The sequence below is a fragment of the Blastococcus sp. KM273129 genome (assembly GCF_021698995.1).
Taxonomy (GTDB): domain Bacteria; phylum Actinomycetota; class Actinomycetes; order Mycobacteriales; family Geodermatophilaceae; genus Blastococcus.
In genome coordinates this window covers 1-14,394 of sequence record NZ_SSXB01000091.1, presented here as the reverse complement: position 1 = coordinate 14,394, position 14,394 = coordinate 1, and the positions used below count along the sequence as shown (strand labels likewise).

The following is a 14,394-nucleotide window of genomic DNA, read 5'->3' as shown; positions in this document are numbered from 1 at the left end:
CCACCCCCCCGCTGCACCGGCGGTGCAGCACCGCCCGACCAGGAGGCAAGCCGTGCCGAACGTCGTCTACCCGCTGGACTCGTCCAAGAAGTTCACCGACCAGAAGTACGTGGGCCACAACCGCTGGCACCCCGACATCCCGGCCAACGTCACCGTCCGCCCCGGTGACACCTTCCGGGTGCACTGCCGGGAGTGGTTCGACGGGGCGATCCACAACGACGACTCCGCCGACGACGTCCGCGACGCACCGCTGTCCACCGTCCACGTGCTCAGCGGCCCGATCGCCGTCGAGGGCGCGCAGCCCGGCGACCTGCTGATCGTCGACATCCTCGACGTCGGCCCGATCCCGCAGGAGGACTCCGGGCCGCTGGCCGGGCAGGGCTGGGGCTACACCGGCATCTTCGCCACGCAGAACGGCGGCGGCTTCCTCACCGAGCAGTTCCCCGACGCCTACAAGGTGATCTGGGACTTCTCCGGCCAGACGGCGACCTCCCGGCACGTCCCGGGGGTCTCCTTCACCGGCATCGTGCACCCCGGTCTCATGGGCACGGCGCCCTCGGCGGAGCTGCTGGCCCGCTGGAACCGCCGCGAGCAGGCGCTGATCGACACCGACCCCGACCGCGTCCCCCCGCTGGCGCTGCCGCCGCTGCCCCAGGACGCGATCCTCGGCACGCTGGAGGGCGCGGAGTACGACCGGGTCGCCGCCGAGGCCGCGCGGACGGCGCCGCCCCGCGAGAACGGCGGCAACCAGGACATCAAGAACCTCACCAAGGGCAGCCGCGTCTTCTACCCCGTCTTCGTCGACGGCGCCAAGCTCTCGATGGGCGACCTGCACTTCTCCCAGGGCGACGGGGAGATCACCTTCTGCGGCGCCATCGAGATGGGCGGGTTCATGGACCTGCACGTCGACCTGATCAAGGGCGGCATGGAGACCTACGGCGTCGGCGAGAACGCCATCTTCATGCCGGGGAACGTCGACCCCCGGTACGAGCGCTGGCTGGCCTTCTCCGGGACGTCGGTCACCCTGGACGACGAGCAGCGCTACCTGGACTCGCACCTGTCCTACCAGCGCGCCTGCCTGCACGCGATCGACTACCTCACCAAGTTCGGCTACACGCCGGAGCAGGGCTACATGATCCTCGGCGCCGCGCCGATCGAGGGCCGGCTGTCCGGGGTGGTCGACATCCCGAACTCCTGCTCGACGGTGTACCTGCCGACCGGGATCTTCGACTTCGACGTGACCCCGTCGGCGTCGGGGCCGGCCCGCATCGACCCCGGCATGGGCGTCCCGCGGTCGAGCTTCTGACCCGCTGACGCCGCGAGCCCCGCACCCGGGCGGGTGCGGGGCTCGCTGCATGCGCCGGTCAGTCGCCGGTGTAGGCGGCGACGCCGAAGTGCTGCTCGCCGTCCTCGTCGGTCTGGACGAGCACGGTGTAGGCCTGGCCGCCGACGATCGCCGCGCACGTGTCGCCGTCGCACTGGATGCTCTCGACCTCGCCGCCCTGCTCGGCCAGTGCCCGGGCGACGGCGGCCTCGGTGGCGGCGTTGTCGTCGTCGATGCCGCCGCGCCACAGGATGAGCCCGGCGATGGCGATCGCCGCGACGACGACCGCGACCAGCGCAGCGGTGATCAGGCCGCTGTTGCGCGACGCCCAACCGGGCTCGCTCCCCTGCTGCCCGCCGGGTGCGGGTGCCGCACCACCGGGGACGCCCGCGCCCGGGACCACCCCGCCGGGGAGGACGCCGGTGCCGGTGCCGTCGGTGGGCCCGGCGGCGGCCGGCACGGGCGGGACGACCGTCGGGTACGGCTCGCCCGGGCCCGCCGCGGGGCCGGTCGGGCTCGGGTTGTCGGTGCTCATGGGGTGACGTCCTCCATCTGCGGGTGCGGGTGCCCGGGTCCGCGGCACGCGACCACCGGGGAGCCGGCGGCGGAGGGCCCGGCCGGCTGACCCCGGGAACCCTGCCACAGCCGAGCGGCCGCACCGCGGCACGGCCGGCGGTGCGCGGGGAACCGGCAGCGGACGCACAGCGCCCCGGACCTCGCGGAGGTCCGGGGCGCCGGGGTGGTGCGGGGTCAGACGGTGGTCGGCGTCCGGTCGGCCGGGCGGCGGCGCACCGAGCGCACCGTGCGGACGGCGGCGTTGCGGGCGAGCTCGCGGATCGGGCCGGTGTCCCACAACTGGCGGGGCGCCTCGGCCGGCTCCTCGACGGCGGGCGCCTCCGGCTGCGACCGCGCGGCCCCGGTGCGGGCGGCGACCTCGGCCAGCGCTGCCCGGCGGCGGGCCAGGATCGCCTCCTTCTGCCGGTCGACCCGCTCCCGCTCGGCGAGCACGAGCAGCTCCTCCTTGGCCCGGGCCACGGTGCGCCGCGACTCCTGCGCCATCTCCTCGAGCTCGACGTCGCCGGAGTCGCGCAGCTGCACGAGCCGGTCGTAGGCGGTCGGCGGGCTGAAGTTGAGCAGCAGCTTCATGAGCACGGGCAGCACCTCGACGCACATGAACAGCAGCGAGAGCATGAACTGCGCGGCGGCGAGCGTCGCGTTCCGGTCGCCCAGGCGGTCCAGCGCCTCCAGCCGGAGCAGGATGCCGCCGGAGCCCTCGTTCTCGGCGTCGAAGGCGGCCTGCTGCCGGTCCAGCTCGGCGGTCAGGCGGGTGAGCTCGGCCCGGTCGGCGTCCAGGGACGAGCCGGCGAGGGCGGCGCTGCGCCCCTCGGCGGCGGCGACGGCGGCGACGGCGGCGTCGAGCTCGGTGCGCGCCGCGGTGACGACGCCGGCCTGCGCGTCGGCGGCGGCCCGGGCCTGGTGGTAGGCCTCCCCGGTCCCGGCGTCACCGGTACCGCAGGTGCCGTCCAGCTCGCACTGCGCCTTGGCGTCGAGCTCCCGCTGCAACGTCACCGCCCGGTCGTAGGCGGCCTGCTTCTCGGTGACGCCGTCCCGCACCACCGCCAGCCCCGGGTCGGCCGCTCCCCCGCTGGCGACGACCGCCTCCTGCGTGGCGATGCGCTCGCGCAGCCCGGGGAGCCCGGCGAAGCGGCTGTCGGACTCCAGCGCCACGCGGTGGGCGTCCGCGGCCTCGGCCTGCATGGTGACGATCTCGGCGTCGATCTCCTTGGCGAACACCTGCAGCGTCAGCGGGGTGGCGACGACGACGCCGAGCACCAGCGCCAGCCCGGCACGGGGCACCGCCATGACGAGGTTGCGCTTGACGGAGGCGTCGTGCGCCATGCCGACCAGCAGCATCCGGTCCAGGTTGACCACCACCGCGCCCCAGCCGAGCCCGACCAGCACCGCCAGCGGCCACCAGACGTTCAGCGCCATGGCGACGGCGAACGCCGCGGAGACCGCGGCCAGCGCGCCGGTGCTCAGCAGGACGCCGCCGAGCGCCACGAACCGCGGGCGGGCTCCCGGCGCGGCGGCCAGCACGTCCGGCCGCGCGCCGGCCAGGACGGCCAGCCCGTCGCCGATGCGCCGTCGTCGCTCGCTCATGCAGTGCACCCCCGGGCGACGGGGATCGCTGAGGACCGTCACCCACGGGTGCTCATCGGCAGGCGGAGCCCGTCACGGCACCGTGATCGATCTCGCGAGCGGCGCGGGCGGCGCCGGGTGGTCATCCGATGTCGCTCGTGCCCCCGGTGCCGGCACCACCGTCCACGCTGCCGGCGTCGTCCTCCCCGGTGTCGTCGTCGATCCCGGTGTTGTCGTCCTCGTCGATGCCGCCGGTGCCGCGGTCGATGCCGTCGGCGTCCTCCTCACCGCCGTCGACCCGGTCGGGGCTGCCCACCTCCTCCTCGTCGAACACCGCCGGGACGCCGGTGCCGTCCGTGGCGGGCTCGTCGCTGCCGAAGGAGCAGCCGCTCAGCCCCAGCCCGGTGGTGAGCAGCGCGCCGGCCAGCACGCGCGTGGTCCTGCGCATCGAGTCCTCCTGTCCTCCGTGGGCCTCCTCCACCGGTGCCCGGCCGCGCCGACCCGGACGCGGCGGGCACCGCGGATGACACGGCTTCGACATGTGGGCTCAGCCGGGCGGGCGCCACCCCGGGTCGCGGCCGGTGCGGCCGAGCAGCCGGTGCAGGGCGGGGGCGTCGTCGGGCACCGGGACCGCCGGCCCGAACAGCCCCTCGGGCTCGCCGGCCGGGTCGCTGCGGTCGCCGACGAACAGGGTGCACGCCTCGACCGCGGCCGGGTCCGGGCGGTAGGGCTGGCCGGTGGCGGCGGCGAGGTCCCAGCCGTGCACGACCACCTCGTCCAGGGCCACCAGCGCCATCGCCGCGGCAGGCATCCGGACGCCGGCCACCTCGGCCTCCCCCTCCCGGGCGTCCGGGCGCCGCCACGCGGCGGCCAGCGCCTCGAGCCGGGCAGGCAGCAGGGTGCGCCAGTCCGGGGCGAGGGCGGCCGCGTCCGCGGACGGGCCGCCGTCGGACGGTCTCTTCTCCGCGGCCAGCCGGAACGCCAGCGACAGCCCGAGCAGGTGGTCGAGCAGGCCCGCCACCGGCATGCCCGGGCACGGGGTGGGGTCGCCCAGCTGCTCGTCGCGCACGCCGGCGACCACCCGCGCCAGCTCGTCCGCCGTCGGTCCCAGGTCCAGGGTCGTGGTCTCCATGCGGATCGGACGGCCGGGGGCACCGGAACTCATCGCGTGCGGGAGGCTGGACCGGTGAGCGACCCCTTCGACCTCCGCCGCTTCGTCGACGCCCAGGCCCAGACCTACGACCAGGCGCTCGCCGAGCTGCGCGCCGGCCGCAAGCGCACGCACTGGATGTGGTTCGTCTTCCCGCAGGTCGAGGGCCTGGGGCGCAGCGGCATGGCCCAGCGCTACGCGGTCTCCGGGCTGGACGAGGCGCGCGCCTACCTGGCGCACCCGGTGCTGGGGCGGCGGCTGGTCGAGTGCGCCCGGGCGATGACCGCGCTCGACACCGAGGACGCCGACGCCGTGCTCGGCCCGGTCGACGCCCAGAAGCTGCGCTCCTCGATGACGCTGTTCGCGCATGCGGACCCGGACCAGCCGGTGTTCCGCGAGGTGCTCGACCACTACTTCGGCGGCGCCGAGGACGACGCGACGACCAGCCGCCTCTGAGCCCGCGCGTGTGAGCCGGTGCGGCACCGGGCAGGCTGCACCGGTGAGTGAGAACAAGAGCGGGTCCGGGTACGTCGAAGCCGAGTTCACGCGCGACTCCAAGTACATCGCCGACCGCATCACCGCCGACGGCTCCAGCCCCTGGCCGGTCGAGCCGGGGCGCTACCGCCTCGTCGTTGCGCGCGCGTGCCCCTGGGCGAACCGGGCGGTCATCGTGCGCCGGCTGCTGGGCCTGGAGGACGTCATCTCGATGGGGCTGTGCGGGCCGACCCACGACGAGCGCAGCTGGACCTTCGACCTCGACCCCGGCGGCCGCGACCCGGTGCTGGGCTACGAGCGGCTGCAGGAGGCGTTCTTCGCCCGCGACCCGGAGTACTCGCGGGGCATCACGGTGCCCGCGATGGTCGACGTCCCCAGCGGCGCCGTCGTCACCAACGACTTCCCGCAGATGACCCTGGATCTCTCCACCCAGTGGACCGCCCACCACCGCGAGGGCGCCCCCGACCTCTACCCGGAGCACCTGCGGGACGAGATGGACGAGGTGATGGAGCGGATCTACCAGGAGGTCAACAACGGGGTCTACCGGTGCGGGTTCTCGGGCTCGCAGCGGGCCTACGACAAGGCCTACGACCGGCTGTTCACCGCGCTGGACTGGCTCAGCGAGCGGCTGGAGCACCGCCGTTTCCTGATGGGCGGGCAGGTCACCGAGGCCGACGTCCGGCTGTTCACCACCCTGGCGCGGTTCGACGCCGTCTACCACGGCCACTTCAAGTGCAACCGGCAGAAGCTCAGCGAGATGCCGGTGCTGTGGGCCTACGCGCGCGACCTGTTCCAGCTGCCGGGGTTCGGCGACACGATCGACTTCCCGCAGATCAAGGAGCACTACTACGTCGTCCACGCCGACATCAACCCGACGCAGATCATCCCGCAGGGCCCCGACACCTCGGGCTGGCTGATGCGGCACAGCCGCGACCAGCTCAGCGACCGGCCGTGGGGCGACGGCACCCCGCCCCCGCCCCCGCCGCCGGCCGAGCAGGTGCCGGCCGACCACGGACCCGGGGGCATCGGCCACCGCTGACCTGTGGACAACTCCGTGACCGGCCCCGCGACCTGCCACGGTGTCGGGCATGACGACCTCCCCCCTCGCCGATGCCCGCGTCCGCTCCGCCGCCGAGCTCACCGACCGCTGGCGCTCGGTGCTGCACCCGGCCACCTTTCCCGCCCGCAGCCTGTGGCTCACCTGGTTCGACACCGACGGCCGCCAGCTGCCGGTCGTCGTCCCCGTCGACGACCTGCCGGCCCTCCCGGAACCCGCCCTGCTGGTGGGGGTCCGGGAGGTGCACGGCTCGGTGGTCGACGACCAGCTCGGCGGCGCCGGCCACCTGGCGCTGGCGCTCTGCCGGCCGGGCGAGCCGGTGGTCACCGCGGAGGACGAGACCTGGGCCGCGGAGCTGCGGTCAACGCTGGACGACGGCGCCGTCGCGGGCACCTGGAGCCTGCACCTGGCGGCCGCGGGCTCGGTGCTGCCGCTGGTCGACCGGTCGGGCCGCTAGACCTGGTGGCGCGCGATCCACTGCGCGGCGATGACCGTCCGCTGGATCTCGTTGGTGCCCTCGCCGAGGATCATCAGCGGCGCGTCGCGGAAGTACCGCTCGACGTCGAACTCCTTGGAGTAGCCGTAGCCGCCGTGCACCCGCATGGCGTCCAGGGCGACCTGCATGGCGGCCTCGGAGGCGAACAGCTTCGCCATCCCGGCCTCCATGTCGGCGCGGGCGCCGCCGTCGAGCTTCCCGGCGGCGTCGGCGGTCAGCAGCCGGGCGGCCTGCACCCTGGTGGCCATGTCGGCCAGCAGGTTGCCGACCGACTGGTGCTTCCAGATCGGGACGCCGAAGGACTCGCGCTCCTGCGCGTACCGGGTGGCCGCGGCCAGTGCCGCCTGCGCGACCCCCACCGCGCGGGCGGCGACCTGCACCCGCCCGACCTCGAGGCCGCGCATCATCTGCACCCAGCCGCGGCCGGGCTCCCCGCCGAGCACGGCGTCGTCCGGCACCCGCATGCCGTCGAAGGTCAGCTCGCACGCCTCGACGCCGCGGTAGCCGAGCTTGGGGATCTTCGCGGAGATCTCCAGCCCCTCGCCGGGCTCGACCAGCAGCACGCTCATCCCGGTGTGCGGCGGGACGGCGTCCCGGTCGGTGCGGCAGAGCAGGCCGATGAGCCCGGAGTGCTGGGCGTTGGAGATCCACGTCTTGCTGCCGCTGACCGCCCACCCGTCGTCGGTGCGGACGGCGTGCGTGCGCATCGCCTGCAGGTCGCTGCCGCCGCCGGGCTCGGTGAGCGCCATCGTCGCGCGCACCTCGCCGGTGGCCATGCGCGGCAGGTAGCGGGCCCGCTGCTCGTCGGTGCCGACCGTGGCCAGCAGGTGCGAGATGACCGAGTGGCCGCCGATCGCGCCGGCCAGGCTCATCCAGCCGCGGGCGAGCTCCTCGGTGATGCGGGCGAAGCAGGCGGTGCTCACGCCGCTGCCGCCGTGCTCCTCGGGCACCAGCAGCCCGAAGAGGCCGAGCGCCTTCATCTCCTCGACGAAGTCCTCCGGGTAGCGGTCCTCGGCCTCGAACTCGGCCACCCGCGGGCGCACCCGCCGGTCGACGAACTCGGCGGTGAGCGCGACGAACTCCTGCTCGTGGGCGGGGAGCGCCGTCACGCCAACGCCTTCAGCGTCTCGATCGCGCGGAGCCGCTCGCCGTGCTCCGCGGCCAGGGGCGTGACGTTCAGCGTGGTGACCCCCGCCTCGCGGAAGGCGGCGAGCCGCTCGGCGACGTGCCCCCGCGGCCCGACCAGCGCGACCCCGCGGACGAACTCCTCGGGCAGCGCCGCGGCGGCCTCGTCCTTGCGCCCGTCGAGGTAGAGGTCCTGCACCGTCGTCGCCTGGTCGGCGAAGCCGTAGCGCCCGGCCAGCTCGTTGTAGAAGTTCTTGCCGCGGGCGCCCATGCCCCCGACGTACAGGGCGAGCTTCGCGCGGACCCGGTCCAGCGCGGCCGCCTGCTCGTCGGCGTCCTCGCTGATCAGCAACTGGCTGTCGGCGACGACCTGCAGCGGCCCGAGCTCCGGGTCCCGGCGCGCGGTCCCCTCCGCGAGGGCCTCGCCGAACGCCGCCGCGCTGCCCTCGGGGAGGAAGAACGCCGGCTGCCACGCCTCGAACAGCTCGGCGGCCATCGCGACGTTCTTCGGCCCGATGGCGGCCAGCAGCATCGGGATGCGCTCGCGCACCGGCTTGTTGATCAGCTTGAGGGGCTTGCCGAGGCCGCTGCCGCCGCGGTCGGGGGTCAGCGGGATGTCGACGTGCGCGCCGTGGTGGTCGATCTTCTCCCGCCGCCACACCGCGCGGCAGACCTCCACGACCTCGCGGGTGGTGGCCAGCGGTGCGGTGTAGGGCACGCCGTGGAAGCCCTCGACCACCTGCGGCCCGGAGGCGCCGATGCCGAGGGTGAAGCGGCCGCCGGAGAGGAAGTCCAGGCCGGCGGCGGTCATGGCCAGCAGCGTCGGCGTCCGGGAGTAGATGTTGAGGATGCCCGAGGCGATCTCCACCGTCGTCGTCCGCGCGGCCAGGTAACCGAGGTGGCTCACGGCGTCGAAGGAGTAGGCCTCGGCGACGTAGACGGTGTCCAGGCCCGCCTTCTCGAAGTCGGCGATGACGGCCGTGGTGCGGTCGTAGCCGCCGTCGTAGGAGATGGGCATGCCGATGCGCACGGGGGTGCTCCTGTCGCCGAGAGGTCGGGCCTCCCGCAACGTAGCGCTACCGGGGGACGGCCACCCAGCCCTCCGCCTCGCGCAGCGGGGCCTTGAGCACCTTGCCGCCGGCGTTGCGCGGCAGCGGGCCGTCGATGACGCGGACGAACTGGGGGCGCTTGAAGTCGGCCAGCCGCTCGCGGGCGAACGCGGCCAGGCCCGCGACCAGCTCGCCGGCGTCCGTGCCGGGCTTGGGCAGAACGACGGCGCCGACCTTCTCCCCCATCACCGGGTCGGGGACACCGACGACGGCGACCTCGAGGACGTCGGGGTGCTCGGCGAGGGCGTTCTCCACCTCGACGCTGTACACGTTCTCGCCGCCGCGGTTGATCATGTCCTTGGCGCGGTCGACGATCCGGACGATCCCGTCGGTGATGGTCGCGAGGTCGCCGGTGTGCAGCCAGCCGTCGACGAACGTCTCGGCGGTCCGCGCCGGGTCGCCCCAGTAGCCGGCGACGACGTTGGGCCCGCGCACGAGCAGCTCGCCCACGCCGGTGACCGGGTCGGGGCGGTCGAGGCGCACCTCGTCCACCGGCGTCGGGAAGCCGACGGCGTCGGCGTGGGTCTCGGCGTGCTCGTGCGGCAGGAAGGTGGCCAGCGCACTGGTCTCGCTCAGGCCGAACCCGTTGCCGAGCCGTGCGTTCGGGAACGCCGTCCGCAGGCGGTGCACGAGCTCCGGGGCGATGGGGGCGCCGCCGTAGCTGAGGGTGCGGACGGTGGACACGTCCGTCGTCGCCAGGTCGGGGTGGCGCAGCACCAGCTCGTAGATGGTCGGGACGCTGGTCAGGAGCGTGATGCCGTGCTCGGGGATGGCGGCCAGGAACGCCGTCGCGTCGAACTTCGGCATCAGCACGCTCGTGCCACCGAGCGCGATCTGGGTGAGGAACTGGGAGTTGCAGCCGGTGACGTGGAACAGCGGGACCGAGATCAGCGTGGCGTGACGGATCTCGGGGTCGCGGCTGAGCTCGCGGCAGCGGACGACCGACTCGATGTTGCTGAGGAAGTTCTCGTGGGTGGTCATCGCACCCTTGGGGCGGCCGGTCGTGCCGCTGGTGTAGAAGAGCGCGGCGACGTCGGTGTGCTGCGGGTCGGGCACCTCGCCCGGCTCGCCGTCGGGCAGCGCTTCGCCCGGGCGGACGACGGCGGCGGCGCCGCAGTCGGCGAGGATGAAGTCGGCCTCCGCCGGGGCGAGGCGGGTGTTCATCGGGACGACGACGGCGCCGGCGAGCTGGGCGCCCCAGAAGGCGAGCACCCAGTCGACGCCGTTGGGCAGCTGGACGGCGACCCGGTCGCCGGTGGTGACGCCGGCGTCGCGCAGGCCGCCGGCGACGCGCATCGCCCGCTGCCAGAGCTCCGCGTAGGTGAGCCGGCCGCCGCCGAACTCGACGATGGCGGTGCGGTCGCCGTGCTGCTCGGCCTGCGCGGCGAGGACCCGGACGACGTTGCGCGGGAGGCCGGTGTAGCGGCGGATGCCGTCGGCGCCGACCTCGATGCCGCTGGTGTCGAAGGGGCTGGTGCCCGTCGTCTGCTCCGTGCTCATGCGTCCCCCGTCTGCGGCTGGTCCCGAATCGGGATTGTGCGCCGGTGAGTCAGGTCTCCTGCGCGGGGGCGTCACCCGATCCGGCGGCACGCGCGGCGCTGTCCACAGTTACGGAACCGGATACCGCAGAACTCTGCGTAGTCTCCCGCTGTGCGTGATCTCCGTGGGGGCCTGATCCGGACGACGCTCGGCTGCGTGCTGGCCAGCACCGTGCTCCTGACCGGGTGCGCGGAGAAGCAGCAGGCCAGCACGAGCCTGCCGACGACGGAGCCTGCGCCGACCACCGAATCGCTCCCGCCCTTGGGCCCGGCCGACCTGCCCATGCCGAACGAGGCCCGCGAGCAGACGGTGGACGGCGCAGAAGCGTTCACCCAGTACTACGTCGAGCTCTACAACCACGCCCTGCGAACGCTCGATACGACTCACATGCGGGACTTGAGCGAGGAATGCGAAACCTGTGACGCACTCGCCGACCAGGTGGACCGAGTGGCCGCCGCTGGTCAGGAACACGACGGCGGGCAGGTACGCATCGTCGCCAGTACGCCTCCCTACCTAGCGGGCAATGAAGCACAGTTGGTCTTCGACGTTGCCCAGGCCCCCCTTTCCATCACTCAGGCAGGTTCGCCGGTTGAAGGGCAGAGCATGCCCGAATACTCCTCGACGGGCGGTGGAGGAGTGCTGCGCTGGGACGACGCCCGCGCCACCTGGGTCCTAACGCAGTGGAACGTGCCGTGAGAGTGGCAATCCGGCTGCTCTTGGTCGCATTCGCCTTGACCTTCTTGATCGTCAGCGAGCCCCTCCCAGCAGCCGCTGACCACTGCAGCGGATTGGGTTGCCTGCATACCGAGCAGAAAAACGGCGGCATCGACGTATCGGCCAGGCATGTCGCTCCAGTCGACGGCGCAGGCATCCGCTGGGCCACTAACGACCCCCCACCCCACTCTTCTCCATTCGCCTGGAGGCTTCGGCTCCCTTGTACTCCCGAGGATGCAGCAACGGTCTCGTGTGACTCCAGAAGTATGCGGACGTGCCCGCAACTTGACGGCCGCATAATCCAGTTCAGGCTCGTCCAGCGAATGCGGCTGGCTCAGGGAGACGGAGTCCCGATCGATGGGCAAGCTCCCACGCCCGGCACTCCGGTGGGGACGCCCTTCGGCGGCTGGGTCCCTGACGGCAGCGCGTGTATCGACGTCACTGACCTGAACCCGCCGCCGTCAGGCGCTGAGGTCTTCTCCTACTTCCAGCGCCTGCCTCTTCCCCAGCTGACGACCCGGCACCAGCCGCCTGGCACCGGCCTGACGGGGTTGCCGGTCATCTTCTACACCGACTCCCCGACCACCCAGACGTTCACGGTCGACATCCGCGGATTCACCGTCGTCATCGAGGCCACCGCGGAGCAGTTCACCTGGCACACCGGCGACGCCACCGGCCAGATCACGACCACCGACCCCGGCGCCCCCTACCCCGACCACACCATCGAGCACAGCTACCGGTCGGGCACCTACACCGCCCACCTGACCGTCACCTGGGGCGCCACCTTCACCGTCGACGGCAGCGCCGAAGCCGATGTGCCCGGGACCACCACGACCGACGGCCCACCGGTCACCTTCGACGTCCTCCAGGCCCGGACCGTCCTGACCAACCCCTACGACTGACTCGGACTGCGGCCGGTTCTGGTGTTGGCCGCCCGCCGTGCCTCGTCGGGGGTGCAGCCGTACGCGGCGCGGAACGCCCGGCCGAAGGTGGCCTGGTCGCGGAAGCCGCACCCGTGCGCCACCTCCGCCACGGTCACCCGCGTCCCGGCCCGCTCCAGCGTCCGTCGCGCGGCGGCGAGCCGGAGCCGGCGCACGTAACGGGCCGGCGTGTCATCCCGGGCCGCGAAGAGCGCGTAGAGCGACCGCAGCGAGACGAACCCGGCCGCGGCCATCCGCGCCGGGGACAGCTCCGGGTCGGACAGGTGCTGCCGCACGTAGGCGCTCACCCGCACCCAGGTCGCGGCCGTGGGATTGCCGGGGACGGCGTCGACCGGCAGCGCGCCGGTCAGGAGGTCGACGGCGGCGTCAGCGATCGGCAGGCCCATGGCGTCGTCCAGGGTGCTCGCCGACTCCAGCGTCGTGCCGAGCAACCCGATCAGGAGCCGGACGCCACTGCCCTCGATCAGCCGCACGCCGGGCCTGGCCAGCGCGGGAACTCGCATCGCCGGCAGGAGGAGCGTCCACTTGTGCAGCGGACCGGGTACGACGAACCGGACGGCCTCGCTGCTGCGCCACACCAGCGCCGAGCCGGGTCGGACGATCACGCGCTCGTCGCCGGCCTCGATCAGCTCCTCTCCGTCCCGCACGAACAGGATGCCGAGGGTGTCCGTGTCGGTCCGCGCCTGTTCTGCGCGGCCTCGGTGCCCGGCGCACGGCCCGCACCGGCAGTCGACCAGGGCGAGGTCGCCGACGCGGTAGTCGACGAGGCTCTCGGTCGGCCCACGTCCGTCCGACTGCCCGGGCCGCAGGGCCCACGGCAGGTGGGTGGCGCTGATCGCCTCCCGCCAGGCGTCCACCCGGTCGACCGCCGGCACCCCGGCCGGGCTCCACGACACCGCCTGCAGCGCCATCGCCGTCGTCCTCCCGCCGCCGTGCCGGCATGCAACCGCGTCGGGACACCGCATGCAAGGCCGCACGGAACGACCGTCGGGCTGCACGCATCGTCGCGATCGGCGCAGAGGGATCGGCGACCGTCGGGGGGAGCGGCCACGACGGCCGCACGAGGAGGCGACATGCGCGAGGACGTGGACTTCCGGACCGAGGACGGCGTGACGTTGCGCGGGTGGCACTACTCCCCCGACGGCGTCGACGGCCCGGCACCGCTCGTGGTGATGGCCCACGGCTTCTCCGCCGTCAAGGAGCACCTGCTCGACGACTTCGCCGAGCACTTCGCCGCCGGCGGGCTGGGCGTGCTGGTGTACGACAACCGCAACCTCGGCGCGAGCGACGGCACGCCGCGGGGTGAGATCGACCCCTGGCAGCAGGTGCGCGACTACCGGACGGCGATCACCTGGGCGTGCGGCCAGCCCTGGGTGGACCCGGACCGGGTCGGCATCTGGGGGTCCAGCTACAGCGGGGGCCACGTGCTCGTCGTCGCAGCGCTCGACCGCCGGGTGAAGGCCGTCGTCTCGCAGGTGCCGCTGGTCAGCGGGCTGCAGAACGCCCGCCGCCTGATCCGCGCCGACGCCTTCGCCGGCCTGCGCGCCGCGTTCGACGCCGATCGCGCCGCCCGATACGCGGGCCAGGACCCGGCCATGATCCAGGTCGCCTACGAGAAGGACCCGGCCGAGATAGCGGCCCTCCCCACCGAGGACACCCACGACTTCTTCTTCGGACCGGTCCAGGACCGGGCGCCGTCCTGGCGGAACGAGGTCACCCTGCGGTCGGTGGAGATGTTCGTCGAGTACGAGCCGGGCGCCTACATCGCCGACATCTCTCCCACGCCGCTGATGGTGGTCGTCGCCGCGAAAGACCACCTCACCGTGGCCGACCTGACGCTCGAGTACTACGAGCGCGCGAGGCAGCCCAAGGAACTCGTCGTGCTGCCGGTCGGGCACTTCGACGCGTACGTGGGCGACTCGTTCGCCGTCTCCGCGCCGGCCCAGCTGCGCTGGTTCCGCACCCACCTGGGCTGACGGCGACCCGCCGCCCAGGCAGCTCGGAGACGGCGGTATGCCCGACCACGGGGGCTCATGGGACCGGCGGCTGCGTGGGCAGCACCCTGCCACCGAGTCGCTGACCAGCAAGAACTGTCGGTGGCTCGCTCTACGGTGCGGGTGTGTTCATCGGTGAGCCACCCCGCGCGCCGGAAGAGGGCGACCCGGTCCCCTGGGTGCCCGACACCGACGCCTGCGGGCTGAGCGACCTGGAACTGGTCGCCGACATCTGGGCCGCCGACGCCCGCGAGGCCCGGCACGCCGCCCAGCGCGCCGAGGCCATCGCCGCGCTCGCCCGCCGCCGCTCG

General features: G+C 73.6%; 16 protein-coding genes. 8 read left to right on the top strand and 8 right to left on the bottom strand.

Going from position 1 to position 14,394, the window contains the following annotated elements; all coding sequences use genetic code 11:
• Positions 1-1,306: formamidase (gene fmdA, locus E9565_RS19160; RefSeq protein WP_255716225.1), on the top strand; the 1,306-nt coding region annotated here is incomplete at its 5' end.
• Between the two features lie 58 nt (positions 1,307-1,364).
• Here fmdA and E9565_RS19155 read toward each other — a convergent pair.
• From E9565_RS19155 to E9565_RS19140, 4 genes are all read right to left on the bottom strand, one after another.
• Positions 1,365-1,859 carry a hypothetical protein gene (locus E9565_RS19155; RefSeq protein ID WP_236828446.1) on the bottom strand — a complete coding sequence of 165 codons (495 nt, stop codon included), beginning with the start codon at positions 1,857-1,859 and terminating at the stop codon, positions 1,365-1,367.
• A 215-nt stretch (positions 1,860-2,074) separates the two neighbouring features.
• Positions 2,075-3,484: a DUF4407 domain-containing protein gene (locus E9565_RS19150; protein WP_304505816.1), complete on the bottom strand. Its 1,410-nt coding sequence runs from the start codon at positions 3,482-3,484 to the stop codon at positions 2,075-2,077.
• Between the two features lie 121 nt (positions 3,485-3,605).
• Positions 3,606-3,911 carry a hypothetical protein gene (locus tag E9565_RS19145; protein ID WP_236828445.1) on the bottom strand — a complete coding sequence of 102 codons (306 nt, stop codon included), beginning with the start codon at positions 3,909-3,911 and terminating at the stop codon, positions 3,606-3,608.
• Positions 3,912-4,010: 99 nt separating this feature from the next.
• Entirely contained in the window at positions 4,011-4,595 is a 585-nt protein-coding gene (locus E9565_RS19140) for a TIGR03086 family metal-binding protein (RefSeq protein WP_236833574.1), read from the bottom strand.
• A 54-nt stretch (positions 4,596-4,649) separates the two neighbouring features.
• Here E9565_RS19140 and E9565_RS19135 point away from each other — a divergent pair, with 54 nt between their 5' ends.
• The 3 genes from E9565_RS19135 to E9565_RS19125 are packed head-to-tail and all read left to right on the top strand — an operon-like array spanning position 4,650 to position 6,622.
• Positions 4,650-5,069: a DUF1810 domain-containing protein gene (locus E9565_RS19135; protein WP_236828443.1), complete on the top strand. Its 420-nt coding sequence runs from the start codon at positions 4,650-4,652 to the stop codon at positions 5,067-5,069.
• A 43-nt stretch (positions 5,070-5,112) separates the two neighbouring features.
• A complete protein-coding gene (locus E9565_RS19130; protein WP_236836489.1) occupies positions 5,113-6,147 on the top strand; it encodes a glutathione S-transferase family protein in 1,035 nt (344 codons plus the stop codon).
• Between the two features lie 49 nt (positions 6,148-6,196).
• On the top strand, positions 6,197-6,622 hold the full coding sequence (locus tag E9565_RS19125; RefSeq protein ID WP_236836487.1) for a hypothetical protein: 426 nt from the start codon (positions 6,197-6,199) through the stop codon (positions 6,620-6,622).
• On the opposite strand, the gene E9565_RS23395 is transcribed toward E9565_RS19125, so the two are convergent.
• From E9565_RS23395 to E9565_RS19110, 3 genes are read right to left on the bottom strand one after another with little or no spacing between them, the layout of a single operon-like run.
• A complete protein-coding gene (locus E9565_RS23395; RefSeq protein WP_236828440.1) occupies positions 6,619-7,770 on the bottom strand; it encodes an acyl-CoA dehydrogenase family protein in 1,152 nt (383 codons plus the stop codon). The two genes, E9565_RS19125 and E9565_RS23395, sit on opposite strands and share 4 nt — an antisense overlap.
• Complete coding sequence (locus E9565_RS19115) at positions 7,767-8,816, bottom strand: LLM class F420-dependent oxidoreductase (RefSeq protein WP_236836485.1); 1,050 nt, start codon at positions 8,814-8,816, stop codon at positions 7,767-7,769. The genes E9565_RS23395 and E9565_RS19115 overlap by 4 nt, the downstream gene beginning before the upstream one ends.
• A gap of 46 nt (positions 8,817-8,862) precedes the next feature.
• Positions 8,863-10,395: a class I adenylate-forming enzyme family protein gene (locus tag E9565_RS19110; RefSeq protein ID WP_236836483.1), complete on the bottom strand. Its 1,533-nt coding sequence runs from the start codon at positions 10,393-10,395 to the stop codon at positions 8,863-8,865.
• A 195-nt stretch (positions 10,396-10,590) separates the two neighbouring features.
• Between E9565_RS19110 and E9565_RS19105 the strand changes: the two genes are divergently transcribed.
• Together E9565_RS19105 and E9565_RS19100 are read left to right on the top strand one after the other, a co-directional pair.
• On the top strand, positions 10,591-11,130 hold the full coding sequence (locus tag E9565_RS19105) for a DUF6318 family protein (protein ID WP_236836481.1): 540 nt from the start codon (positions 10,591-10,593) through the stop codon (positions 11,128-11,130).
• Positions 11,131-11,699: 569 nt separating this feature from the next.
• On the top strand, positions 11,700-12,050 hold the full coding sequence (locus E9565_RS19100) for a hypothetical protein (protein WP_236836478.1): 351 nt from the start codon (positions 11,700-11,702) through the stop codon (positions 12,048-12,050).
• Here the strand turns inward: E9565_RS19100 and E9565_RS19095 are convergent.
• Positions 12,041-13,000 (bottom strand): helix-turn-helix domain-containing protein, encoded by a 960-nt coding sequence (locus E9565_RS19095; protein WP_236836476.1) that lies wholly within the window; start codon positions 12,998-13,000, stop codon positions 12,041-12,043. The genes E9565_RS19100 and E9565_RS19095 overlap by 10 nt on opposite strands.
• Positions 13,001-13,162: 162 nt before the next feature.
• Between E9565_RS19095 and E9565_RS19090 the strand changes: the two genes are divergently transcribed.
• Positions 13,163-14,065: an alpha/beta hydrolase gene (locus E9565_RS19090; RefSeq protein ID WP_236836474.1), complete on the top strand. Its 903-nt coding sequence runs from the start codon at positions 13,163-13,165 to the stop codon at positions 14,063-14,065.
• A 143-nt stretch (positions 14,066-14,208) separates the two neighbouring features.
• On the top strand, positions 14,209-14,394 hold a 186-nt coding region (locus E9565_RS19085; protein ID WP_236828433.1), incomplete at its 3' end, for a hypothetical protein.